This window comes from Caballeronia sp. dw_276 (genome assembly GCF_018449635.1).
Lineage (GTDB): Bacteria > Pseudomonadota > Gammaproteobacteria > Burkholderiales > Burkholderiaceae > Caballeronia.
The window spans coordinates 478032-501167 of the sequence record NZ_JAAVUV010000003.1; the positions used below are offsets into that span (position 1 = coordinate 478032).

The following is a 23136-nucleotide window of genomic DNA, read 5'->3' on the forward strand; positions in this document are numbered from 1 at the left end:
GCCCTCGTTGTACGCAGAATGGGTACAGGGCACGCAGGTCGCGTTCCAGCGGCGGCGGTTGAAACTGCGCGCCGGCCGCTCCGATAAGGTCGGACGCCGGGACGTCAGTAGTCGCCGCGTTCGCGATCGATCCGCATGCCGCCTTCGTTGTTGCGATGATGTGGCTCGTCACTCGGCCGCTCACGCGCAATGCGCATCACGTCCGGATTGGTCCGGACACGCCGCATCACGTTCGCCAGATGCACGCGGTCGCTGACCTGGATCACAAAGCGCAATACGGTGGATTCCTGCGTCACGTCCTCGTCCATGGCAATGTGGACGATGTTGGCATCTGCCGACGTAATGTCAGCGGCCACGCGGGCGAATACTCCCTTCGACGTGCTCACCAGCACCTTGATGGCGACATCGAAAAGACGGCCTGGTTGCGGCGCCCAGGCGACGTCGATCCATCGGCCGGGATCGCGCCTGTGGATGCGCTGCGCGACGCGGCATTCGGTGGTGTGAATCGCCATACCCAGCCCAATGCCGATATAACCCATGATGTCGTCGCCAGGAATCGGGCGGCAACACGCCGACAATTGCACCGACATGCCTTCCGTGCCGGTGATCACGACCGGCGGCGCAGTGTTCGTGGTGAAACTCTCGCGCGGGGAATCGTCGTCGTCCCGGCCGTTCATCAATACTTCAATGCGCTTGGCCATCACCGCGGCCACACGCCGGCCGAGGCCGATGTCCGCGAAAATTTCCTGGCGGCTCTTGTTGCCGGTCCACTGGACCAGCTTCTCCCAGACTTCCGGCGTCACTTCGGAAAGCGCCAGGCCGTAGCCCTTGAGCGATTGATCGACAAGACGTTCGCCCAATTGCACCGATTCGTTCAGGCGCATCGTCTTCAGATAATGACGAATCGCCGAACGCGCCTTGCCCGTGCGCACGAAGCCAAGCCACGCGGGATTCGGCTTCGAATACGGCGCGGTAATCACTTCAACGATGTCGCCGCTCTTCAACTCCGTGCGCAGCGGCAACAATTCGTTGTTGATCTTCACCGCGACGCATTGATTGCCCAGGTCGCTGTGAATGGAATACGCGAAGTCGAGCGCGGTGGCGCCACGCGGCAACGGCATGATTTTCGACTTGGGCGTGAACACATACACCGCATCCGGGAACAGATCGATTTTGACGTGTTCGAGGAATTCGCTGGAATCGCCCGCTTCACTTTGAATGTCGAGCAGCGACTTGAGCCACTGATGCGCACGCTTTTGCACATCGTTGAGATCCGCGCCGCCGTTCTTGTACAGCCAATGAGCAGCCACGCCGGCTTCCGCGATCTCGTGCATCTTGCGCGTACGGATCTGGAATTCGATAGGCGCGCCAAACGGACCCACGAGCGTGGTGTGCAACGACTGATAACCGTTCACCTTCGGGATCGCGATGTAGTCCTTGAACTTGCCCGGAACCGGCTTGTAGAGCGCATGCAACGCGCCAATGCACGTATAGCACTCCAATGCCGTATCCAGCACGACGCGAAATCCGTACACGTCGAGCACTTGCGAAAACGACAATTGCTTGTCGCGCATCTTCTTGTAGATGCTGAAGATGGTTTTCTCGCGGCCTGTGACGTCGGCTTTGATCTTTGCGTCAGCGATCGTCCGCTGCACCGCTTCCATGATCTTGCCGACCACTTCACGCCGATTGCCGCGCGCGGCCTTGACGGCGCGCTCGAGCGTGGCGTATCGATGCGGATTGAAGTTTGCGAAACTCAAATCCTGCAATTCGCGATACGTATTGTTCAGCCCGAGCCGATGCGCGATGGGCGCGTAAATGTCGATGGTCTCGCGCGCCACGCGACGTCGCTTTTCCGGCGGCACGGCGCCGAGCGTCCGCATGTTATGCAGCCGGTCTGCGAGCTTCACGAGAATCACGCGGACGTCGCGCGCCATGGCGAGCAGCATCTTGCGGAAGTTTTCCGCCTGAGCTTCCTCGCGATTACGGAACTCCATTTTGTCGAGCTTCGACAAGCCATCGACAAGTTCTGCAACCTTGGGCCCGAATCGCTCCGCGATTTCGGTTTTCGTCACGCCCTGATCTTCGATCACGTCATGGAGCAATGCCGCCATGATGGATTGATCGTCGAGTTTCCAGCTCGCGCAGATTTCCGCGACCGCAACAGGGTGCGTGATGTACGGCTCACCACTTTGACGATACTGCCCGAGATGGGCTTCGTCGCTGAAATGGAAAGCCTGTTTGACCTGCTTGATTTCTTCCGGCGAAAGATACGCGGCCAGTTCGGTTGTCAGTTTCGCAATGGAAACGACGTCGTGACGGCGCGGTTTTTCCGGCGTGGCGGTCGGCCCGAACAGATGGCGAAACGATTGTTCGAGGACCGCGTCGATGTATTTGCGCGCAGCCGACGGGGAATCTCCGTCGTGATCATGATCATGATCATGCGCGTGATTGTCGGCATTCAGCTCAACCTGGGCGTCAGTGCCTGGCGCGTCGTGGTGAATATCCACAGAGACGGACGATGGAACAGGATTCATGGTCGCCTCCGTGGTTAGCTGACGCTTTAGCGAAGATGCGCGTTAATTCGAAAATTGCCCTGGCCGACAACCCGAGCTTTAACTCAGACCGGGACCTTCTTGAGCATTTCCACACCGACCTGACCCGCCGCGATTTCACGCAGCGCTACAACGGTCGGCTTGTCGCGGCTTTCGATCTTCGGCGTATGGCCTTGAGCGAGCTGACGCGCACGGTACGTTGCTGCGAGCGCGAGCTCGAAGCGATTGGGGATCATTTTCAGACAGTCTTCGACAGTGATGCGGGCCATGGTTGATTCCTTCTCGATATGTTCTTCATTCTACCTTATGTGACCGGAAAGCCCGCTCACTCGGCGTGGGGCGAGTGTATGCCCAACTCGACGAATAACTGCGTATGGCGTGCATATTGCGAACCAAACCGCAGACGTGTCGCGGCAACGAGACAGCGCAGTTCCGTCAGCGCCTGCTCGAAGTTCTCGTTGATCAGCACGTATTGCGCTTCCGGCGCATGTGCCATCTCGCTGCCGGCAGCCAGCAAACGCCGCACGATCACGTTCGGCGAGTCCTGACCGCGCTTTTTCAAACGCTCTTCCAGCGCATCCAGCGACGGCGGCAAAATGAAGATTTCCACCGCATTGCGAAAGCGTTTCTTGACCTGCTGCGCGCCTTGCCAGTCGATTTCAAGCAGCACGTCATGGCCGCTTTTCATCTGTTCTTCAATCCATACGCGCGACGTTGCGTAGTAGTTGCCGTGCACTTCAGCGCTTTCAAGGAATTCGCCGGCGTCGTGACGCGCCATGAAATCGTCGATCGAAGCGAAATGGTATTGCACGCCGTTTTCTTCGCCCGGGCGCGGGTCGCGCGTGGTGTACGACACGGACAGGCGAATCGCGTGGTCTTGCGCGAGCAGCGCGTTGACCAGCGTCGACTTGCCCGCGCCCGACGGCGCCACGACCATGAACAGGTTGCCCGGATAAACGCCGGCGTAGGTGTTGCGTTGAGCGTCGTTCATGTGCGCTTACTCCAGATTCTGCACTTGCTCGCGCATCTGTTCGATGAGCAGTTTGAGTGTCATCGATGCATCTGCAAGTTCTTTAGCTGCTGCTTTCGAGCCGAGCGTGTTTGCTTCGCGATTGAGTTCCTGCATCATGAAGTCGAGCCGCTTGCCCACTTTTCCGCCCTTTTGCAGCACGTGACGCGTTTCCGTCAGATGTGCGGTGAGGCGCTGCAATTCCTCGTTGATATCGATACGGATGCCGTACATGGTCACTTCCTGGCGAATCCGTTCGGCGATTTCTTCGCGCGGAATGCTCGTTTGCGTCGTGCCTTCCGGCGCCGCAATGCCAAGGGCAATCTGCAGGCGCTCCACGATCTTCTGCTGATGCTTCGTGATCAGTTCCGGCACGAGCGGCGTGATGCGCGCAACGATCGCTTCCATTTCCGTCACGTTCGCGATCAACACGGCGCTGAGGGCGGCGCCTTCGCGGGCGCGGACATCGATGAGTTCAGCAATTGCCTGCTTGCCGCACGCCAGCACGGCGTCGCGCAGGGTTTCCGCCGACACGCCGCTTTCCGACAAAATGCCCGGCCAGCGCAGGATTTCGCCCGTGCGCATGCGTTCGGAATCGGGGAAAACGTCCAGCACCGAGCGCTCCAGCGCGGCTAGTTGCGACAGCGCATCGCGATTAAGCGCGCCGGAAATGGTCGTTTGCTCGGCGCGATTCAGGTTGATGCGGATATCGACCTTGCCGCGCGAAAGCTTGTTCATCAGCATTTCGCGCAGTTGCGGTTCGCACACGCGAACGTCTTCCGGCATGCGGAAATTCATGTCGAGAAAGCGCGAATTCACCGTGCGCAATTCCACCGATACCCCCACGCCCGAGCCGTTTGCGCCCGCACCGTCCGACGCTACCTCGCGCGTGGCGCTGGCGTAGCCTGTCATGCTGTAGATCATTGTCGCGTCCGTTTTTGAAGATCGATGTTCACTTCGGTACGCCCGGCGTGAGGCTGCGCGAATGGCATGCAATGTTGGCCGGGCGGGGAAGCTGGCATTATCCCATTTTTGCCGATATGGCCCGTAAAAGCCGGGGAAACGCGTGCCGCACATACACGCCCGGACAGACGCTCTTCCCGATTGCGGATAAAATTTGTGTTCCGGCCCGGCGTCCTTGCACTTTGTTCGTTGTTAGGCGACGGCCCTCCTTCATCGCTTTATCACCAGATCGCTCCATGACAGATTCCCCGCTGACCTCGCCCGCCCCGTCCGCACGCCCGAGCGGCCGCCGCGCGAACCAGTTGCGCGACGTGCGCATCACGCGTCACTACACGAAGCACGCGGAAGGTTCGGTCCTCGTCGAATTCGGCGATACCAAAGTGATCTGCACCGCGAGCATCTCCGAGCGGGTGCCCGAATTCCTGCGCGGCCGCGACCAGGGCTGGCTCACCGCCGAATACGGCATGCTGCCGCGCGCGACGAACACGCGTAACGATCGCGAAGCCGCGCGCGGCAAGCAGACCGGGCGCACGCAGGAAATCCAGCGCCTGATCGGACGTGCGCTGCGTTCCGTGTTCGATCTGAACAAACTCGGCGCGCGCACGCTGCATATCGATTGCGATGTAATCCAGGCCGATGGCGGCACGCGCACGGCCAGCATCACGGGGGCGTTCGTCGCGGCCCACGATGCCGTCACCAAGCTCATCGCTGATGGAAAGATCGCGGAATCGCCGATCAACGAATTCGTCGCGGCGATCTCGGTTGGCGTGTACAACGGCCAGCCCGTGCTCGATCTCGACTACGACGAAGATTCCCAATGCGATACCGACATGAACGTGGTCATGACGGGCGCCGGCGGTTTCGTCGAGGTTCAGGGAACGGCCGAAGGCGTGCCGTTCACGCGTGCCGAAATGAACGCGCTGCTGGATCTGGCGCAAAGCGGTATCGAAACGTTGATTGCGAAGCAGAAAGTCGCGCTGGAGTTGCTCAGTGTCTGATACCGCAATGAAACGGCTCGTCCTTGCTTCGAATAATCCGGGCAAGTTGCGCGAGTTTGCTGCGCTCTTGAGCACGGCTGGCATCGATCTGGTGACGCAAGGCGAACTCGGTGTGTCGGAGGCCGAGGAACCGCATGTGACCTTCGTCGAGAACGCGCTGGCGAAGGCGCGGCATGCATCGAAAGCGACGGGACTTCCCGCTCTCGCCGACGACTCCGGCCTTTGCGTCCATGCATTGCGCGGCGCGCCCGGCGTCTATTCCGCGCGCTACGCGCAGTTGCAGAACGGTGGTGAAAAAAGCGACGCCGCGAACAATGCGCGGCTCGTCGCGGATCTTGCGAATGAAGCCGATCGTCGCGCATATTTCTTCTCCGTGCTCGTGCTCGTTCGTCATGCCGACGATCCCGAGCCGCTGATTGCGGAAGGCCGCTGGCATGGGGAAGTGGTGGATGCACCGCGCGGCGCGAACGGTTTTGGCTACGACGCACATTTCTTCGTGCCATCGCTTGGCAAAACTGCCGGCGAACTTGATCCCGCGGTGAAAAACGCCAGCAGCCATCGCGCGATCGCGCTGCGTCATTTGCTGGAACGGCTGAAGGACGCATCGTGAGCACAGGTCCGCAGACCATCAACGTGGTCAAGGCATTCACGTCGCCGGGCAGTATCAGGCTGACGTCGTTGCCGCCGTTGTCGCTCTATGTGCATTTCCCGTGGTGCGTGAAGAAGTGTCCGTATTGCGATTTCAATTCGCACGAGTGGAAGGGCCAGACGTTCCCCGAAGACCGTTATCTCGACGCCTTGCGCGCCGATCTCGAACACGCGTTGCCGATGGTCTGGGGCCGTCAGGTGCATTCGATATTCATCGGTGGCGGCACACCCAGCTTGTTGTCCGCGAAGGGATTGGACCGTCTTCTCTCCGATGCCCGCGCATTGCTGCCCCTCGACGCCGACGCCGAGATCACGCTCGAAGCCAACCCCGGCACGTTCGAAGCGGCGAAGTTCGCGCAATTCAGGGCGAGCGGTGTGAACCGGTTATCGATAGGAATCCAGAGCTTCAACGAAACGCATCTGAAAGCGCTCGGCCGGATCCACGATGCAACGCAAGCGCGTCAAGCCGTGGAAATCGCCGCGAAGAACTTCGATAATTTCAACCTCGACCTGATGTTTGCGTTGCCGAAGCAGACGCTCGACGAATGCCGCGCAGACATAGAAACCGCGATCAGTTTCGCGCCGCCGCATTTGTCGCTGTATCACCTGACGCTCGAGCCGAACACGATGTTCGCGAAATACCCGCCGCCCGTTCCCGATGACGACGAATCCGCCGACATGCAGGACTGGATCCACGAGCGCACGGCGTCGGCGGGATATGAGCGTTATGAGGTGTCGGCGTATGCAAAGCCGAACCGCAAGAGCCGGCATAACCTGAATTACTGGCGCTTTGGCGACTATCTCGGCATCGGCGCAGGCGCGCATACGAAGCTGTCGTTCCCGCAGAAAATCGTGCGTCAAGTCCGATACAAACATCCCGCCACCTACATGGACGAAGCGCTCGCGGGCGCGGCCGTGCAGGAAGAAAACGAAGTCGGACCGCGCGATCTGCCGTTTGAATTCATGCTCAACACGTTGCGACTCGTCGAAGGATTCCCGGTGCATTCGTTCAATGAACGAACCGGCCTTGCGATGTCCGCAATCGAACCGGCACTGGTCGAAGCCGAGAAGCGCGGCCTGATCACGCGCGATATCGAAACCATTGCGCCAACGCAGCGCGGCCAGGATTTTCTCAACGATCTCCAGGCGCTGTTCCTCAAGAACCCCGACTCGAAAACGACCAAGGACAACCGTTAATTGAGCGCCTCCTCTCCTGCTGTACCGCCCGGTTCGGTGATGCGCCACCGGCCCTTCGCGCTCTTCTGGAGCGCTCGGGTGATGTCATCGGTGGCGTTCCAGATGATGTCGGTTGCCATCGGCTGGCAGATTTATTCGATCACGCACAGCGCGTTCGCACTCGGCCTTGTCGGCCTTGCCCAGTTCCTGCCGATGTTCATGCTCACTCTCGTGGTCGGCCACGTTGCCGACCGGTACGACCGGCGCACCATTGCGTTCATCTGTCAGGCGATCGAGGGCGTGGCGGCGTTGACTTTGTGCATTGCCACGTGGCGTGGGGTGACGAGCCAGGAATTAATCTATGTGATCGCGGCGGTTGCCGGGTCAGCGCGCGCATTCGAATCGCCGTCGATGTCCGCGTTATTGCCCAACCTGATTCCGCGCGCGCAGTTGCAATACGCGACCGCGTGGTCGACATCAGCAAACCAGACCGCGCAGATCCTCGGGCCCGCGATGGGCGGTTTGCTCTACGGACTCGGCGCGCTCGTGGTTTACGGGGCGGTGAGCGTGGCGTTTGTCGGGGCGGCGCTGCTGCTTGCATCGATAAAAATCGAAAAAGCCGTGCGCATGCGTACGCCGGTTTCACTTGAATCGCTGTTTTCGGGCATCGCTTTCATTCGACGCAAGCCGGTGATTCTCGGCGCGTTGTCGCTGGATCTTTTTGCCGTGCTGCTGGGCGGCGCAACGGCCTTGTTGCCGGTGTTCGCCCGCGATGTCTTGCACGCCGGCCCTTGGGCGCTAGGCGTGTTGCGCGCGGCGCCCGCGGTCGGCGCGCTCGCGGGATCGATTTATCTCGCGCACTTTCCGTTGCGGCAGCGCGCGGGAACGGCGCTATTCGGCGGCGTGATCGCGTTTGGCATTGCCACGATCGTGTTCGGGTTATCGAGCAACATCATCATTTCGATGCTCGCGCTGGCCGCGCTGGGTGCGTCGGATGTGATCAGCGTCGTGGTGCGCAATTCGCTCGTCCAGCTTCAAACGCCCGACGATATGCGTGGCCGCGTCGGCGCGATCAATTCGTTGTTCATCGGGACATCGAATCAGCTTGGCGAGTTCGAATCGGGAATGACCGCGGGGCTGTTCGGCGCGGTGCCGGCGGTGTTGATCGGCGGCGTGGGGACGATCGTTGTAGCTCTGCTCTGGATGCGCCTGTTTCCCGGTTTGCGGGCAACAAAATCGCTGGAAGGATGACGCGCTTCTGAAGGCTTAAACAGCCGGCGAAGTTGCGCTACAATACGCGCCTTGCCGGAAGGGTGTGCTGTTCCGGTGGTTGCTTTAGTTGTAATTTGTGAAACGTGGAAGCGTGGCCGAGTGGTTTAAGGCACTAGTCTTGAAAACTAGCGATGGGGTGACCCTTCCGTGAGTTCGAATCTCACCGCTTCCGCCAGAACGCCTATCTGAACCCCCTCTAAATCAATCGCGCAAACCTTTATCTCACAAGGCTTTCAGCGCAAGACCCCAAAAGCAAGTATCCGGAATCATTGCGTTTCCCGGGAACCGTGTGCGTATTCGGTTTCACACGTGGAACCACCGCAGGGGCATTTCCGAAATCGACCTTCAGGCTTGGCGTTCGAGCTGCGCTATACCGTTAATTCTTTCGGCGAATGTGTTTTGAGCCATTCGGACAGCGCCAGATCAATCCGCGTCTGCCAACCGTCTCCAGTCGACTTGAATGCTTCCAGAACCTGCGGCGACAAGCGCAGCGAAAGCGGAATCTTGGTCGGAGCCTTCTGGCTACCTCGCACCCCAATCTTCGCGCGCAAAGAAGGCGGCAACGCCTTGTCACCGCGCTCGAACGTCTTCAGATCGTCAGTAGTGAGTTCGCGCACTTCGCCGTGCTCATCAATCATGGGTTTGCGTGCTGTCATAGCGTTTTACCTCTCTCGAATTGGCCTTGCGAAAACTAATTACGCGGATCCCATCGACGGTTTCAGTGAAACACAGCACATGCAGACGGCCGTCGAGGAAGCCGAGTGCAACATAGCGAACCTCGCCGTACTCGCGTCGCTCATCCGAACCAATGAGAGCGGTGCCGAAATCGAAGTCCACTGCACGCTCGAAGGAAAGGCCACGCTCGGTAATGTTTCGGGAATTCTTGCTCGGATCAAACGTGACGTGCATGGATCTAATTGTATATACAAAATACTTACTGCGCAAGGTGCAAGGGCTGCGCGCGATGCGCACCCGTGCACTCTATCGCGCCCGAAACAACTGGCTTCGGGTCTGGCGACTTGGCGAATCCTGCATTTTCGGTCAAGCCTGACGCCCCGCCATGACGCCGCCATCGACGGGAAGCACCGTACCTGTGATCCACGACGCACTTTGCGATGCAAAGAACAGGATCGCCTCCGCGATATCCGCAGGCTGGCCGTTGCGCCCGAGCGGGTGAAACGCGTTAAACGTCGGCAGCGTCGCCTTGACCTGATCGTCCGTCATGAACGTGTTGTAGACGGGCGTCTCCACGACCGCCGGGGCCACCGTATTGATGCGAATATTTTCCGATGCCAGCTCGATCGCGAGATTGCGCGTCAATGCATGCACGCCCGCGTTCGCCGCCGAATACGCCGCCGAGGGCGTCGCGCCGATGGCCTGCAACGCCCACAACGAGCCCGTTTGAACGATAGCGCCGCCGCCGCGAAGCTTCATCGCACGTGCCGCGGCCTGGGCCATGAAAAACTTGCCTTTGAGAATCGTATCGATGAACCAGTCGTATTCCGACTCGGTCACATCGAGGAACGCCTTGGGCGCGAACACTCCAGCGTTGTTGATCAGGATGTCAACGCCGCCAAAGGCTTGCGTCGCCAGACTGACGAGACCGGCAGCCGTCGCAGGCGATGCGATATCGCCCGCAAAGACGCGAATCTTGGCGCCCGTCGGATCGATTTCAGCCGCTGCCAACTTGAGCTTTGCCTCGTCACGACCACCGATAACCACGCTCGCGCCAGCTTGCACGAGGCGCGCCGCAACCTCCTTGCCGATACCCGATCCACCGCCCGTAACAATTGCCACTTTAGAAGAAAAACTATGCATTTCAATACTCCGGAAAAGTTTCTCCAAGGCAAGGAACGACCCGCTCCCTGCGTCCTTGATAGAGCGTATTGTTGGCTTGAACTGACGCATCCACAAATGAGTTATTCTGTCCGCCTCTAAAAGAAAATCTTTGTCGGCATGACGACGCCAATTTTCCTGAACGCACTCCGGGCATTCGAAGTAAGCGCACGACACCAGAGTTTTTCCGCGGCGGCGGCAGAATTGAACGTAACGCCGGCGGCCGTCGGACAGCTGGTTCGAAGCCTTGAAGAATGGCTGGCTTTTCCGCTATTTCACAGAAGTGGCGGCGGGCGGGCGCGTCTCGTCCCAACGGATATCGCGATCCGGGCGCTCCCCGACATCCGCGAAGGATTCGACCGCTTGAACCTCGGGCTCGCGCGGCTCAAGGAAGCATCGACGGGCGGCGTGCTGACGGTTACGGTCAGTCCGGCGTTCGCGGCGAAATGGCTTTTACCTCGCATCGACCGGTTTCAGGCCGCTTGGCCGGAAACCGATGTCCGTCTCGACACCAGCCTGAAACTCATGGATTTCGCGATTCAGGGCATCGATATCGGCGTGCGCTATGGCGCCGGCCACTGGCCAGGACTCGAAGCCGAAAAGCTGATGGACGAAGAGGTATTTCCCGTTTGCTCGCACGAATTCCTCGAGCGTCATCCTCGCCTGGGCACTCCGGCCGATCTGGCAGGACTGACTTTGATCGATGATCTTTCCGTCGACCGCCAATCCGGCTTTGTCACGTGGGAAACGTGGCTCGAAAACGTGGGGACGACAGTGGTCGCGGGTCGCGCGGGTTTGAAGATCAACAATTCGGCGGCGGTTTTGCAGGCGGCGATAGATGGTCACGGTGTCGCATTGGCGCGAAGCGTTCTCGCGCGCGATGATCTCAATTCCGGCCGGTTGATCCGCCTGTTTCCCGAGATCACTTTGCCGTCCGCGCTCGCGTACTTCGTCGTCTACAGGAAAGAATGCGCAGCGCTGCCAAGGCTTGTTGCGTTCCGCGAATGGCTTTTGAGCGAGACCGCCGAGATATGACTTGCACAATGGGACCAAACACTCATGCCTTCTGCCGTCCACAACTCTCTCGCCTGGATCTTCGAAGCATTCGAGCGCGACCCGACCTATATCGCCAAACGGATGTTTGGGAGTGATGCAGCTTATATCGATGGACTTTTGTGTCTGGTCGCCGCCGATCGCGGAGACCCGTGGAATGGATTGCTGATCTGCACGTCGCAAGACCGACACGCTGCGCTGATCGATGAAATGCCGGCCTTGCAGCCACATCCAGTGCTGGGGAAATGGCTCTATATATCGCAGGACGATCCGGCTTTTGAAGACATCGTGAAAAGAATCACGGAGCTCGTGCTCGCTCGCGATGACCGTGTGGGCGTCGAGCCAAAGCCACGCCGGCGTAGCAAGAAGTCTGCGCCGGCGTAGACGGATTGGACGCTTTACCCGACGTCCGGCTCGCCTTCTCCGGGCTTTTTACCAGGCTGGTCGCTCGGCGCCTGTTTGCGGTGCTCATCGTCGCGCTCGGGCATCTTGCTCGCCTCGTTGTCACTGTGTTCTGCAGGCTGCGGGTTGTTCAGGTCGGTCGGATCGCTGCTCATGGTTCTCTCCTTGCATCATGATGCTGTGGGTATGCAAATTAGGGCAGCAAGACGTGGTCCCGGCGGGTATCGTTGAAGTATTTGCAGAGTTTTTCCGTGGAGCTTAGTCGACCGTGATCTTCAGCTTGAAAAACGGGCAGTTGGCGTCTGGCGTCGTGCTCCTGGCCACGCTCGCGGCGTGCACGATCACGCCGCCGCCCGGGGCGCTGGAAACGCCTAAACCCGCCGCAGCGGTTGCGGGCGCCACGCTCGATCAATACAAGGTGCGCGTGGCGCAGCATATCTTTGAGCGCAACCCGTCACTGGTGCTCAAGGGCACGCCGCAAGCCATGCTGCGCTCGCTCGTCGTGGTCGCGTACACGGTGGACCGCAACGGGCGCGTGATTCGCTCGGCGGTGTATCGGACCAATGGCGACGACGAAGCCGAAGCCACCGCGCTCGCCTCGCTGCGCCGTTCTTCGCCGTTGCCTCCACCGCCTTCGCGCCTGCTCGATGGCAACGGTCATCTCGATCTCTTCGAAGGCTGGCTTTTCAACGATAACGGCCAGTTTCAGCTAAGAAGCGCGCATTCGCCGCAGGCAACGACTATCGATTGAAGAAACTTTCATTGCACTTCCAGAAACAGTTCCTTGCCCGCCGCCACGCACGGTCGTTATAATTTTCGATACCCATCCGTTACATCGTGACCGGCCATGCCGGTCAGGCCATCGCCGCCGCCCATCCAGCGTCGGTGCAATGCGCCCCGCCCGCTCGATACCGCGCCGCACCCGCGCGCCGTTCGACGTAGTCTGCCCGCCTCATTTGCCTTAATAAAATGCCCCGCAAGGCGTTCCGGAAACGCGTGCGATGGGCAAAACGGAGACGCCATGTCGTCAGCTTCATCTTCACTGCCCGCATCGCCTGCAAGCGATGCCAAAATGAGCAGTTCCCGCGTCATCTTCGCGAGTTTTATCGGTACGGCGATCGAGTTTTACGACTTCTACGTCTACGCCACCGCCGCCGCGCTCGTGATCGGCCCCGTGTTTTTCCCGCACAGTTCGCCGGCCGCGCAGGCGTTGTCGGCGTTCGTCACGTTCGGGATCGCGTTTATCGCGCGGCCAATCGGCTCATTCGTGTTCGGCCATTTCGGCGACAGGATCGGGCGGAAATCGACGCTGGTTGCGTCGCTCCTGGTGATGGGCGTTTCAACGACGCTGATCGGCTTTGTGCCGGGTTATGCGTCCATCGGCAGTCTGGCGCCCGTGCTGTTGTGCATCTTGCGCTTCGGGCAAGGCATTGGCCTTGGCGGCGAATGGGGCGGCGCCGCGCTGCTTGCGACCGAATATGCGCCGCAAAACAAGCGCGGCTGGTTCGGGATGTTCCCGCAACTGGGGCCGTCGGTGGGATTTCTGGCATCGAACGGATTGTTCTTCGGCCTGGCGCTTTCCCTCACCGATGAACAATTCCGCAGCTGGGGCTGGCGCGTGCCGTTTATCGTCAGCGCGGTGCTGGTGGCGCTCGGACTCTACGTGCGCCTGAAAATCTCGGAGACGCCGGCGTTTCGGGCGGCCATCGAGAAGCAAGAACGCGTGCGCGTGCCTGTTGCCACGCTGCTCAGCCGCTATCTTGGCCCGACGCTGCTTGGCGCCATCGCGATGATCGTCTGCTACACGCTCTTCTACATCTCGACGGTTTTCTCGCTGTCATACGGCGTTTCCACGCTGCATTTCACGCGCGAAAAATTCCTGGGCCTGTTGTGCTTCGCGGTCATTTTCATGGCGATTGCCACTCCGCTCTCAGCACTCGCCAGCGATAAATTCGGCCGTCGCCCGGTGTTGATCGTCGGTTGTATCGCGGCGATCCTTTCCGGCTTCACGATGGCGCCGCTGCTCGGCAGCGGCAACACCTACGCGGTCGCGCTGTTTCTGACCATCGAGCTGTTTCTGATGGGCGTGACGTTCGCCCCGATGGGCGCACTGTTGCCAGAGCTGTTCCCGACCAACGTGCGCTACACCGGCGCGGGCGTGGCGTACAACCTGGGCGGGATTCTGGGTGCGTCGGTGGCGCCGTATATCGCGCAATTGCTCGCGAATCGCGGCGGCCTGTCCTGGGTCGGCGGCTATGTTTCCGCAGCGGCGGCGATCAGTCTGATCGGCGTGCTGTGCATGCGGGAAACACGCGGGATCAAGCTTTAACCGCGCTTTATCGATCCCGCCGGTTGGCCGCATGCGCCGGCACGGCGGGATGCTTGGGTACGCGCGTGCGCTGCGCGGCCTTCCGGTCGCGCCAGAACGCGGCGAGCCAGATCAGGCTGCCGATGGCAATGGCGTCGCCGGTCAGCCCCGCCATCCACTGATATGAGCCGAGCGATACGACGCGCAAGGCTGTATCGATAACCAGCGACATGCACGCGCCCGCGATAAAACACACGAGCCCCTGTTTGCCGACGTTCACCACGCTCGGCAAACTTTCCGCGGTTGATCGGATCCAGCCCGCGTGCACCGCCTGCGCGAACAACCACGCGACCACCACGAAGCTGACGATGCGCAGGGTCGCAAGGTTCTGCTTCATATATCCTGGCGGCGCCTGCGTCTCAAGGAAAAGCTTCGCGAACGCAAACGTCAGGAACACGACGATCGCGGCGCGCGTGAGCCAGCGCGCAGTTTTCGAATTGTGGAATTCGGCGCTGATCGGCTGAACGCGTGCAAGAATCCCCATCACGAACATCAACTGCCATGCAAACGGGTTGAACGACCAGCCCTCGGCGTAGGCAGATGGCAGCCATTGCGCAAGCGATGACGCAAACAGCCACATGCCCAGACTGCCAAACAGCACGACCACAGGCTTTCTCTCGGCGAGCGGCACGACAAACGGCACGGCGAGCGCGAACATGGCGTACATCGGCAATACCGACGATAAATACGGCTGATGCCGCAACGTGGCGATATCGAAGGAAAGGCTGAGCGGCCGGGCCAGGAATGCGGGCCATTCGGTGATCTGCAACATGGGGGTATCGATGCGCAGCCACATCAGCAATGCACCGCCGAGCAGCATCATCACCGCCGTAAAAAGATACGCGCGATAGATTTCCCAGCTGCGCTTCAGGAAACGCCGGAGTGCGGCTGAATGACTGCGATTCGCTTCGAGCGACGTATAGGCCGCAGCCGATGCATAGCCGCCAAGGAATACAAATACCTCGGCGGAATCGCAAAAGGCATAACTATGAAGGGTGAAATGCGATAACACGCTTCCCGATATGTGATCCACGGCGATGATGAGCAGCACGAGTCCTCGAAAAAAATCGACTTCAAGGGAACGGCGATTCGAGGAACTCATGGATGCGACTCCGTGGATACAACGTGTCTGCAAGAACGCGAAGTGGTTATAAACAGCAATGAAAAATCAGTTCATGCGGCGAATTCGGGTTAGTACTGAATACCTTCTGGAAATTCCCGTCAGATCATTCACTTACAACAACAAATCAGCGGGGCTTGCTCTCGTCCGGACAATCGCAACTTGCGTACCGGGATGCGCTGTCTATACTCGAACAAAGCTTGTACGCAAATGAGACTGGGATTGATGTGGCATCGCGTTCAGGGACTTGATCGCAAATCTGGGCGCAATTGACGCCGTCATTGCGTTCGAAATGATTCACGAATCAGGAAAATTTCCGCGCTGCTTTGAATTAAGTACCACCGCCAACTCGCAGCTCCTCTAACACTAGTCGATAAATCTTTCATTCACCTGTGCGTTTGTTCAAACGTTTGCGCCTCGTACAAAAGGCTTCGATTAATCTTACTTTTTGATTACCAACTTCTCTCCGCTCTCGCCACCCCGACGAGAGTGTTTATGGGACGCAGGCTCATTGCCAGCGTCCCATTTTTCTTTGTGATCCGAATTGATATAACCCTTTTAAATCGACGACACGCGCATCGATATAATCACCGCTTTGCCGACAGCCGGTCGCATGGCTCACCGCTTATGAATCGCCTGCTCAGTTCCCTCCCCCGGCTGACCATCCGGCGCGCACGCAGCATCTGGTACCGATACGGCATTTTCTGGGTCGGCGCGATCGTGGTCGGGCTGGTCGCTGTGCTCTACGCGCGGCTGATCGACTGGGGTTACAACAGCTTTCGCGCGCTCCAGCACGATCACGTCTGGTTGCCGCTTATCCTCACGCCGGCGGTCGCGGCGCTGTCCGTCTGGCTTACGCGCAAGTTTTTTCGCGGCTCCGAGGGCAGCGGCATTCCCCAGGTCATCGCGGTGTTGCACAGCCCGCCGGGACTTGGAACGCGGCTTTTATCGCCGGGAATCGTGATCGCGAAGATCGCCATCTCCTTTCTCGCGATACTCGGCGGCTTCACCATCGGCCGCGAAGGTCCGACCGTGCAAGTCGGCGCGGCGCTCATGTACAACCTTCGCCGCCTGTTCCCGCGATCGAACGCGCGCATTGAGCGGCAGCTCGTGCTGGCGGGCGCGGCGGCGGGGTTATCGGCGGCATTCAATACGCCGCTCGCCGGGATCGTGTTTGCAATCGAAGAACTGACACGCAGCTTCGAAGCACGCACGAGCGGCGTGCTGATCACCGCGATCATCCTGGCGGGGATCGTCGCGCTCGGGCTGAACGGCAATTACACGTATTTCGGGACCATCGAGGTCGGCGCGCATTTTCCCAACCTGCTCGCGCTCGCCGTGGTGCTGACGGCCGTCGTGACAGGAATCGCGGGCGGCCTGTTCTGCTGGTTGCTGCTGAATACATCGAAGTGGATTCCCACGCGCCTGCGCGAATTACATGCATCGAAGCCCGTCGTTTTCGCCATGATTTGCGGCCTGATTATCGCAATCGTCGGCCTCGTTTCAGGGGGAACGACATTCGGCAGCGGTTACGCCGAAGCGCGCGGATTGCTCGAAGGGCACGAACAGCTTTCGGTCTTTTATCCGCTGCTCAAGATGGTGTCGATGATCGGCTCGTATCTGCCCGGCATTCCAGGCGGCATCTTTGCGCCATCGCTATCGATCGGTGCGGGTTTTGGCAACGTGCTGCATATGGTCTTCGGCGACATGCAGTTGTCGATGCTCATCGCGCTCGGCATGGTCGGTTATCTCGCGGCCGTCACGCAGTCGCCGATCATGTCGTTCGTGATCGTCATGGAGATGATCAACGGCCACGCGCTCGTGATTTCACTCATGGCGACAGCGTTGATCGCGAGCCGGGTGTCGCGCTTTTTCGCGCCGCCGCTGTACGAGGCGCTGGCCCAGCGTTACATGACGCCGTTGCCCGCGCCGGTGCCAAAGGCATCGCCGGAAGTGCCCGAAGCTTCGGTCGAAGCAGAAGAGCCGGCGACCAAATAACGCTCAATAAACGTAAACCCGCGCCGCCGGCCTGTACGCATAAGAATGTGCCGGCACGACGATACAACCGCCCAGCAGCGTCGCCAGCAAGGTGATGATCAGGAGTTTCGTTTTCATGTGGTGCTCCGGTATGTTGGGGCGGCGCGTGAACGCCGCCCAATGCGTCGGCGACGAACCTCAGGCCCAATGCCCCGGCGCATAACGCCACGCGCCATGACGTGCGAACCAGTGCCCCGGCACCCAGTGATACCCCACGCGCTCGACTTGCCAATGCCCCGGGTTCCACACGTACTGGCCGTGCTCCCAGCGCCAATGGCCCTGATCCCACACATATCCAACGCGCGCGGGTGGCGCGGCCTCCACGCGCACGGGCGGCGGGGCATTCGGAGCGACGATGATGACTTCAGCCGACGCGCTTCCCGCGACGGCCGCAACGCCGGCCATGACAATGGCCGCCTGGGCGATAAACAAACGAATTTTCATGATCGGCCTCTTGAGTGGATCGCCGCACACACAATCTGCAGCGATACCCAATCAATGCGCGAAGCCATGATCCAGCCGACACCGCCCGTGTAACCGCGATGGCTAAACTGCAACGGAATATTGATGTAATTCGGCGTCGTCCATACGAGCACGGGCGCGCAAACGATAAACCTTAAAAACGCAAAAGCCGGAATCGACCTACGATTCCGGCTTTCTCATCAGCTTTCGAGTTACACGAGTTACGTCACGCCGATGGAATCTCGATCTTGACCTCGAGCACTTCGAGATCGTCCTGACGTTCCAGGCTCACACGAATATCGTCGCTTGAGATCTTCACATACTTGGAAATCACGGCAACGAGTTCTCGTTGCAACGCCGGCAGATAATCAGCGGCCGGCTGGCCACCCGCGCGCTCGTGCGCGATGATCAACTGCAAGCGTTCCTTCGCGACCGAAGCGGACTTCTTTTTCTCGCCCAGCAAAAACGAAAGAATCGACATTGCGTCCCCTTACTTGTTGCCGAAGATGCGTTGCAACAGACCTGGCTTCTGATAATCGGTAAAGCGCAGGGACTTTTCCTCGCCGAGAAAGCGCGAAACGATGTCCTTGTATGCTTCAGCTACGTCAGTGCCATCGAGGTGCACGGCCGGCAAACCCTGGTTCGATGCATGCAGCACCGCTTCCGATTCCGGAATCACGCCGATCAGATCGATGCGCAGGATTTCCTGGATGTCGGTGAGCGACAGCATCTCGCCTTCGCTCACGCGCTTCGGGTTGTAACGCGTGATCAGCAAATGTTCCTTGACCGGCTCCTTGCCTTCTATAGCGCGCTTCGTCTTCGACGACAAAATGCCGAGGATTCGATCCGAGTCACGCACCGACGACACTTCCGGATTGGTCACGATCAGCGCTTCGTCGGCGAAATGCATGGCGAGCAACGCGCCCGATTCAATCCCCGCCGGCGAGTCGCAGACAATGTATTCGAAGTCCATCGCGATCAGGTCGTTGATGACCTTTTCCACGCCTTCCTGCGTCAGCGCGTCTTTATCGCGCGTCTGCGATGCCGGCAGGATGAACAAGTTCTCGCACTTCTTGTCCTTGATCAGCGCCTGGTTCAGGTTCGCTTCGCCCTGGATCACGTTGATGAGGTCGTACACCACGCGGCGTTCGCAGCCCATGATGAGATCGAGATTGCGCAGGCCGACGTCGAAGTCGATCACGGCCGTCTTATGCCCGCGCAATGCGAGGGCCGATGCGAAGCTCGCGCTGGTGGTCGTCTTGCCGACGCCGCCCTTGCCCGAAGTCACCACAATGATTTTTGCCATTCCTGTACCTTGTGTTCGTCAATTAAATCCGCTGGCGTTCTGTCCGAGAGCGCGCCGTCCCCATCGGGCGCGCCTGGCTGATTCCTATCAGGCCAATCAGGTCAGCCGCAGCGGTTCGATCATCAATTTTTCTTCGTCGAGCCAGATCTGCACCGGCTTGCCCAGGACGTCGGGGCCGAGCGGTGTTTCCGTCGTCCTGTAAATCCCGGCGATGGAAATCAGTTCCGGTTCAAGACACGTGCAGAAAATGCGCGCGTCGAGATTGCCGTGGACGCCCGCGAGCGCCCGGCCGCGCAACGGCGCATAAATATGAATGTTGCCTTCCGCGATCACTTCCGCGCCGTAGCTCACGAGCCCGAGCACGACGAGATCGCCCTTCGCATACACCTGCTGCCCCGAACGCAACGGCCGGTCGATGATCGTGGTCTTCGGCACCGGCGCGCTCGGCGGCGGCGCTTGCGCCACTGCAGCTTCGATCACGGCGACGGCCTCGGTGTTCTCGACGTTGGCATCGACCGATGGCTTGGGTGCGCCGCGCCGGTCGCGCGCTTCGAGCAGCGGCAACGCGCCCTCAGCGGCCCAGGTCTGTTCCGGCAGCGCGACCACGCCGACAGGACGCATGCGCACGCTGTCGAGCAACGCCGCGAGCTCGCTCACCGATATACGTTCGCCTGCGTCAAGCTTGCGCACGTCGATGGCGACGGTATCGTTGGCGAAAAACTCGGGAGTCGCTTCGAAGCGCCGCGTGAGTTCCGTGCGCAGCGCGTCGAGGTCGGTAGTCTTGACGACAAACAAAAGCGTGTCGACAGAGCCGCTGCGCAATTCGAAAAAGGGCGTTTTTTTGAGCGACATAGGTAAAGCCAAAATTTTTGCGTATTTTACAGGCGTGAGCGCGGACAGCAGGAAAATTTCAGATTGCCGTCGCAATGTTGGCCGTCGTGAAGTTCAGCTGGAAAGAAAGAGGACAGCGAAGAGGATACGAACGACGGGCCACGTTATCACGCATGGCCCCTCTTGTTGCGACGATTGCCGCAAACGCGCGCCGGAAGTTACGCGGCGTTATCGCTTACGCGGCGCACGAGCAGCGTTTCGAATTCCTCGGGATGCGCAGGAATGCGGCGCCGTTCGCCGGTCGGACCAAAGCCCAGGCGTTCGTAGAAGCGCATGGCGTTGCGGTTGCCATCGGCGATCCACGCAAAGACGTCGTGCACGCGACGTTCCGCGAGCCATTGCGTAGCGGCGTTCACCAGTAGCTCGCCGCCTCGCAGATGCCGCACCGCCGGCGCCACCCACAACGCGTAGACGAAGGCGCGCGGTTCAGCCGCCTCTTCGATGAACGCGCCGACAAGACCCGCCGGATGGCCTTCCGTGTACAAGATAAACGATGCCGTGATGTCGGAGTTCGCGTGGCGATCCGCCGTTTCGTCGAAGCTTGCGACATCGGCGGACAAGGCTTCCTCCAGCGTCTCCCCGAACGCATACGGTGCTTCGCGCAACGAGGCCGTGCGAAGTTCGCGCAGGACAGCGCCTTGATGCGAGGCAATCCGGTGAACAGTTAGTGAAGGACTCATGCGGGTGTTTTTCTCTCAAGCTTTCACAAGCTTCTTAAGCTGTCTTCTTAGGCTATGTTCTTAGGCTGTCCTAGCCAGCTTAGTCTAATTCGTAGCTTCAACTGAACAGGCAAACGAGTCAAATCATTATTGCAGGCAACGTGCGAAGCCGCCCTAATGACGTTCCAGGCGAGTCCCGGCTCAGGGCGCCGCGTATTCGCCCGTGCCATCGGGCCAGGGTGTGAGCAGTTCGTAGCCATCATCCGTGACGACAACCATGTGTTCCCATTGCGCCGAAAGCGACCGGTCCTTCGTTGTTACCGTCCAGCCATCGCGTGATTGCTGCGTTGCAGCACGACCAGCGTTCACCATCGGTTCAATGGTGAAGACCAGTCCCGGTTTCAGGCGCAAACCCGCGCCGGGTTGTCCGTAGTGCAGGACTTGCGGATCTTCGTGATAGACCCGTCCGATTCCGTGTCCGCAATACTCCCGCACGATCGAATAACCTTCACGGTTCGCGACTGTCTGGATTGCATGACCCACGTCGCCCAGCGTTGCTCCCGGACGCACCGCGTGAATGCCGGCCAGCATGGCTTCGTACGTGGCATCACAAAGGCGCCTGGCTTCCCGGCTCGGCGTGCCTGCGTAATACATGCGGCTTGTATCGCCAAAATAGCCGTCCTTGATGATCGCGACGTCGATGTTGACGATATCGCCATCCTTCAATTCCCGCGCGCTCGGAATGCCGTGGCAGACCACGTGATTCACCGACGTGCAAATGGTCTTGGTAAAACCCATGTAGCCTACGTTCGCCGGAATCGCCTTCAGCTCATCGACAATGAAGCGGTTGCAAATCGCATCCAGTTCTTCGGTGGTGACGCCGGGCTTGACGTGCTCTCCGATCATCGCAAGGACTTCTGCGGCGAGGCGTCCGGAGATTCGAAGCTTTTCGATGTCGGCGGGCGACTTGAGTGTGATGGCCATGGAGCGTTGGTGTGTCGGCGCGCGTGTAATTTCGATACGAAATCGATGTATCCGGCGCGCATTATTTCAGGATGCCGGCGATGATAGCATCGCGCGCTTTCCCGCTCTTTTTCCAATGGTTTCCGAGTCGCCAAGCAACCACGAAGCGCCGCGTCCGTTGTGATTCAGGCTTGCCTCTTCGAGCGGTTTACGCTCTATTCGCTCATTGTTTTGACTATCGTCTTTCGCTAATGATCTCAAGTCGTGTCATTTCCTTTGCTCTTATCGGTCCGGTTTCAACCGCCATGTTTGCGGCGTTCGCCCTCACGGCGTGCAGTTCCACGAGTGGTCCCGAACTTCGTGCGTCGAACCCGCTGATATACGTGTCGTCGCGGCGCGCGCCTTCGGATGTCTTCAATTGCCTCGAAGACCGCCTGCCCTCCGTTTCAACGTCAAAATCGGGTAACGCTTCGGAACTCGTGGTCGGACCGAACGCGTGGCTTGTGACCTTGACGCCGTCGCAATACGGATCGACCGTGAAAGTGCAGGAATCGGATGGAGACTACGGCGGTTTACCGGAGCCTGAAATGCGCTTCGATATTGCTCGATGCACAACCTGATTTGTGCTGCGGATGTAAAAAAGCCCCGGTGAATTTTGTAATTCACCGGGGCTTTCAATTTTCAGCTGGCTTTAAAAGAAATAATGCACGCCCAGCGTGACGCTGTTGTTGTGGCGCGTAGTGCCATCATGCTTGCTTTGATCAGCCGTCCATTCCAGCGCAAGGCTCGCCTGCTTGATAAATTTGTATTCGACACCCAGGCCCGTATGGAAACGGACGTTCGGCCAGCTCCCCGTTGCACCCAGACGCACGTAAGGCATTACCGTATTAAACGGCAGACCGAGTTTTGCATCGATACCAGCGTCTTTATACGTGGTCGACGAATTATGAAAATCCGCGAAGGCTTCCGCACCAATAACAAAACTGCTGACGTCGAAGTTATATCCGGCTGTAAGGCCGAGGAACGTCGATGCGTGAGATCCGACGTTGACAACGCCTGAAGCGTCGGACCAGTTCTCACCCACTTTCAGGCCTGCGTACGGGCCGGAGAACTCACTCGCTTGTGCTGCAGACAGGCCGGTCAAAGTAATAACCAGCGCGGCAAAAATTCTTTTGAAGTTGAACATGACATGAATACATAACGTTGAATCGAAAAGCAAAATTAATTGCCGCGTTCGTTGCACGGTCAAGCGAATGCTAAATTTCCAGGCGCTTGCGGCGTGAATTGCGCAACGAATCGAAAGATTAAATTGCAGGCATGCGGGAGACCCATAAGAGCGGTCTTAATTGGATTTTTGAGGTTATTATTTATAGGGCAGTCAAATGCGCGAGCGCCCGCAGCGTGGGGCGTCGCACTAT

General features: G+C 59.3%; 26 protein-coding genes and 1 tRNA gene. 11 read left to right on the forward strand and 16 right to left on the reverse strand.

The window, feature by feature from the left end:
* Window positions 1-104: 104 nt before the first annotated feature.
* The 4 genes from HB633_RS08035 to HB633_RS08050 form a co-directional block, all read right to left on the reverse strand.
* Window positions 105-2537 carry a bifunctional (p)ppGpp synthetase/guanosine-3',5'-bis(diphosphate) 3'-pyrophosphohydrolase gene (locus HB633_RS08035; protein WP_255580804.1) on the reverse strand — a complete coding sequence of 811 codons (2433 nt, stop codon included), beginning with the start codon at window positions 2535-2537 and terminating at the stop codon, window positions 105-107.
* 83 nt (window positions 2538-2620) lie between these two features.
* Complete coding sequence (gene rpoZ, locus HB633_RS08040) at window positions 2621-2824, reverse strand: DNA-directed RNA polymerase subunit omega (protein WP_031359151.1); 204 nt, start codon at window positions 2822-2824, stop codon at window positions 2621-2623.
* Between the two features lie 56 nt (window positions 2825-2880).
* Window positions 2881-3546 (reverse strand): guanylate kinase, encoded by a 666-nt coding sequence (gmk, locus tag HB633_RS08045; RefSeq protein WP_213777563.1) that lies wholly within the window; start codon window positions 3544-3546, stop codon window positions 2881-2883.
* 6 nt (window positions 3547-3552) lie between these two features.
* Window positions 3553-4488, reverse strand: a complete 936-nt coding sequence (locus HB633_RS08050; RefSeq protein ID WP_213777564.1) for a YicC/YloC family endoribonuclease — start codon at window positions 4486-4488, stop codon at window positions 3553-3555.
* Between the two features lie 290 nt (window positions 4489-4778).
* Here HB633_RS08050 and rph point away from each other — a divergent pair, with 290 nt between their 5' ends.
* The 5 genes from rph to HB633_RS08075 all read left to right on the forward strand — a co-directional run bounded on the left by rph (window position 4779) and on the right by HB633_RS08075 (window position 8796).
* Window positions 4779-5525: a ribonuclease PH gene (gene rph / locus HB633_RS08055; RefSeq protein ID WP_276572788.1), complete on the forward strand. Its 747-nt coding sequence runs from the start codon at window positions 4779-4781 to the stop codon at window positions 5523-5525.
* A 7-nt stretch (window positions 5526-5532) separates the two neighbouring features.
* Window positions 5533-6135: an RdgB/HAM1 family non-canonical purine NTP pyrophosphatase gene (rdgB, locus tag HB633_RS08060; RefSeq protein WP_213777706.1), complete on the forward strand. Its 603-nt coding sequence runs from the start codon at window positions 5533-5535 to the stop codon at window positions 6133-6135.
* Window positions 6132-7370: a radical SAM family heme chaperone HemW gene (hemW, locus tag HB633_RS08065; protein WP_213777566.1), complete on the forward strand. Its 1239-nt coding sequence runs from the start codon at window positions 6132-6134 to the stop codon at window positions 7368-7370. Before rdgB ends, hemW begins: the two co-directional genes overlap by 4 nt.
* 39 nt (window positions 7371-7409) lie before the next feature.
* Window positions 7410-8600, forward strand: a complete 1191-nt coding sequence (locus HB633_RS08070) for an MFS transporter (protein WP_213777707.1) — start codon at window positions 7410-7412, stop codon at window positions 8598-8600.
* 106 nt (window positions 8601-8706) lie between these two features.
* A tRNA-Ser gene (locus HB633_RS08075) sits at window positions 8707-8796 on the forward strand.
* A gap of 193 nt (window positions 8797-8989) precedes the next feature.
* On the opposite strand, the gene HB633_RS08080 is transcribed toward HB633_RS08075, so the two are convergent.
* The 3 genes from HB633_RS08080 to HB633_RS08090 all read right to left on the reverse strand — a co-directional run bounded on the left by HB633_RS08080 (window position 8990) and on the right by HB633_RS08090 (window position 10439).
* Window positions 8990-9259, reverse strand: coding sequence for a BrnA antitoxin family protein (locus tag HB633_RS08080; protein WP_255580805.1), 270 nt, complete (start codon window positions 9257-9259; stop codon window positions 8990-8992).
* Window positions 9252-9530 carry a BrnT family toxin gene (locus HB633_RS08085; protein ID WP_213777568.1) on the reverse strand — a complete coding sequence of 93 codons (279 nt, stop codon included), beginning with the start codon at window positions 9528-9530 and terminating at the stop codon, window positions 9252-9254. Before HB633_RS08085 ends, HB633_RS08080 begins: the two co-directional genes overlap by 8 nt.
* 132 nt (window positions 9531-9662) lie before the next feature.
* Window positions 9663-10439 carry an SDR family NAD(P)-dependent oxidoreductase gene (locus HB633_RS08090; RefSeq protein ID WP_213777569.1) on the reverse strand — a complete coding sequence of 259 codons (777 nt, stop codon included), beginning with the start codon at window positions 10437-10439 and terminating at the stop codon, window positions 9663-9665.
* A 138-nt stretch (window positions 10440-10577) separates the two neighbouring features.
* Between HB633_RS08090 and gcvA the strand changes: the two genes are divergently transcribed.
* Complete coding sequence (gene gcvA, locus HB633_RS08095; protein WP_213777570.1) at window positions 10578-11492, forward strand: transcriptional regulator GcvA; 915 nt, start codon at window positions 10578-10580, stop codon at window positions 11490-11492.
* Between the two features lie 24 nt (window positions 11493-11516).
* Window positions 11517-11894, forward strand: coding sequence for a hypothetical protein (locus tag HB633_RS08100; RefSeq protein WP_213777571.1), 378 nt, complete (start codon window positions 11517-11519; stop codon window positions 11892-11894).
* Window positions 11895-11908: 14 nt separating this feature from the next.
* Here the strand turns inward: HB633_RS08100 and HB633_RS08105 are convergent, their stop codons facing one another.
* Window positions 11909-12067, reverse strand: a complete 159-nt coding sequence (locus HB633_RS08105; protein WP_213777572.1) for a hypothetical protein — start codon at window positions 12065-12067, stop codon at window positions 11909-11911.
* A gap of 113 nt (window positions 12068-12180) precedes the next feature.
* On the opposite strand from HB633_RS08105, the gene HB633_RS08110 reads away from it, so the two are divergent.
* Together HB633_RS08110 and HB633_RS08115 are read left to right on the forward strand one after the other, a co-directional pair.
* Window positions 12181-12663, forward strand: a complete 483-nt coding sequence (locus HB633_RS08110) for a TonB family protein (RefSeq protein WP_346730283.1) — start codon at window positions 12181-12183, stop codon at window positions 12661-12663.
* Between the two features lie 270 nt (window positions 12664-12933).
* On the forward strand, window positions 12934-14241 hold the full coding sequence (locus tag HB633_RS08115; RefSeq protein WP_213777573.1) for an MFS transporter: 1308 nt from the start codon (window positions 12934-12936) through the stop codon (window positions 14239-14241).
* A 7-nt stretch (window positions 14242-14248) separates the two neighbouring features.
* Here HB633_RS08115 and HB633_RS08120 read toward each other — a convergent pair whose 3' ends face one another.
* Entirely contained in the window at window positions 14249-15382 is a 1134-nt protein-coding gene (locus HB633_RS08120) for an OpgC domain-containing protein (RefSeq protein WP_213777574.1), read from the reverse strand.
* Window positions 15383-16027: 645 nt separating this feature from the next.
* Between HB633_RS08120 and HB633_RS08125 the strand changes: the two genes are divergently transcribed.
* Window positions 16028-17398 (forward strand): chloride channel protein, encoded by a 1371-nt coding sequence (locus HB633_RS08125; protein ID WP_213777575.1) that lies wholly within the window; start codon window positions 16028-16030, stop codon window positions 17396-17398.
* Window positions 17399-17575: 177 nt separating this feature from the next.
* On the opposite strand, the gene HB633_RS08130 is transcribed toward HB633_RS08125, so the two are convergent.
* From HB633_RS08130 to map, 6 genes are all read right to left on the reverse strand, one after another.
* Window positions 17576-17881 carry a YXWGXW repeat-containing protein gene (locus HB633_RS08130; RefSeq protein WP_213777576.1) on the reverse strand — a complete coding sequence of 102 codons (306 nt, stop codon included), beginning with the start codon at window positions 17879-17881 and terminating at the stop codon, window positions 17576-17578.
* Window positions 17882-18125: 244 nt separating this feature from the next.
* Entirely contained in the window at window positions 18126-18380 is a 255-nt protein-coding gene (gene minE / locus HB633_RS08135; RefSeq protein WP_056351927.1) for a cell division topological specificity factor MinE, read from the reverse strand.
* A gap of 9 nt (window positions 18381-18389) precedes the next feature.
* The gene (gene minD, locus HB633_RS08140) at window positions 18390-19205 is read right to left on the reverse strand and encodes a septum site-determining protein MinD (RefSeq protein WP_213777577.1); all 816 of its coding nucleotides are present in this window, start codon (window positions 19203-19205) and stop codon (window positions 18390-18392) included.
* A 96-nt stretch (window positions 19206-19301) separates the two neighbouring features.
* Window positions 19302-20057 carry a septum site-determining protein MinC gene (minC, locus tag HB633_RS08145; RefSeq protein WP_213777578.1) on the reverse strand — a complete coding sequence of 252 codons (756 nt, stop codon included), beginning with the start codon at window positions 20055-20057 and terminating at the stop codon, window positions 19302-19304.
* A 197-nt stretch (window positions 20058-20254) separates the two neighbouring features.
* Window positions 20255-20776, reverse strand: coding sequence for a GNAT family N-acetyltransferase (locus tag HB633_RS08150; protein WP_213777579.1), 522 nt, complete (start codon window positions 20774-20776; stop codon window positions 20255-20257).
* Between the two features lie 180 nt (window positions 20777-20956).
* Entirely contained in the window at window positions 20957-21739 is a 783-nt protein-coding gene (gene map / locus HB633_RS08155) for a type I methionyl aminopeptidase (protein WP_213777580.1), read from the reverse strand.
* 230 nt (window positions 21740-21969) lie between these two features.
* Here map and HB633_RS08160 point away from each other — a divergent pair, with 230 nt between their 5' ends.
* Window positions 21970-22338, forward strand: coding sequence for a hypothetical protein (locus tag HB633_RS08160; protein ID WP_255580806.1), 369 nt, complete (start codon window positions 21970-21972; stop codon window positions 22336-22338).
* Between the two features lie 71 nt (window positions 22339-22409).
* Here the strand turns inward: HB633_RS08160 and HB633_RS08165 are convergent, their stop codons facing one another.
* Window positions 22410-22961: a porin family protein gene (locus HB633_RS08165; RefSeq protein ID WP_346730286.1), complete on the reverse strand. Its 552-nt coding sequence runs from the start codon at window positions 22959-22961 to the stop codon at window positions 22410-22412.
* Between the last annotated feature and the right edge of the window lie 175 nt (window positions 22962-23136).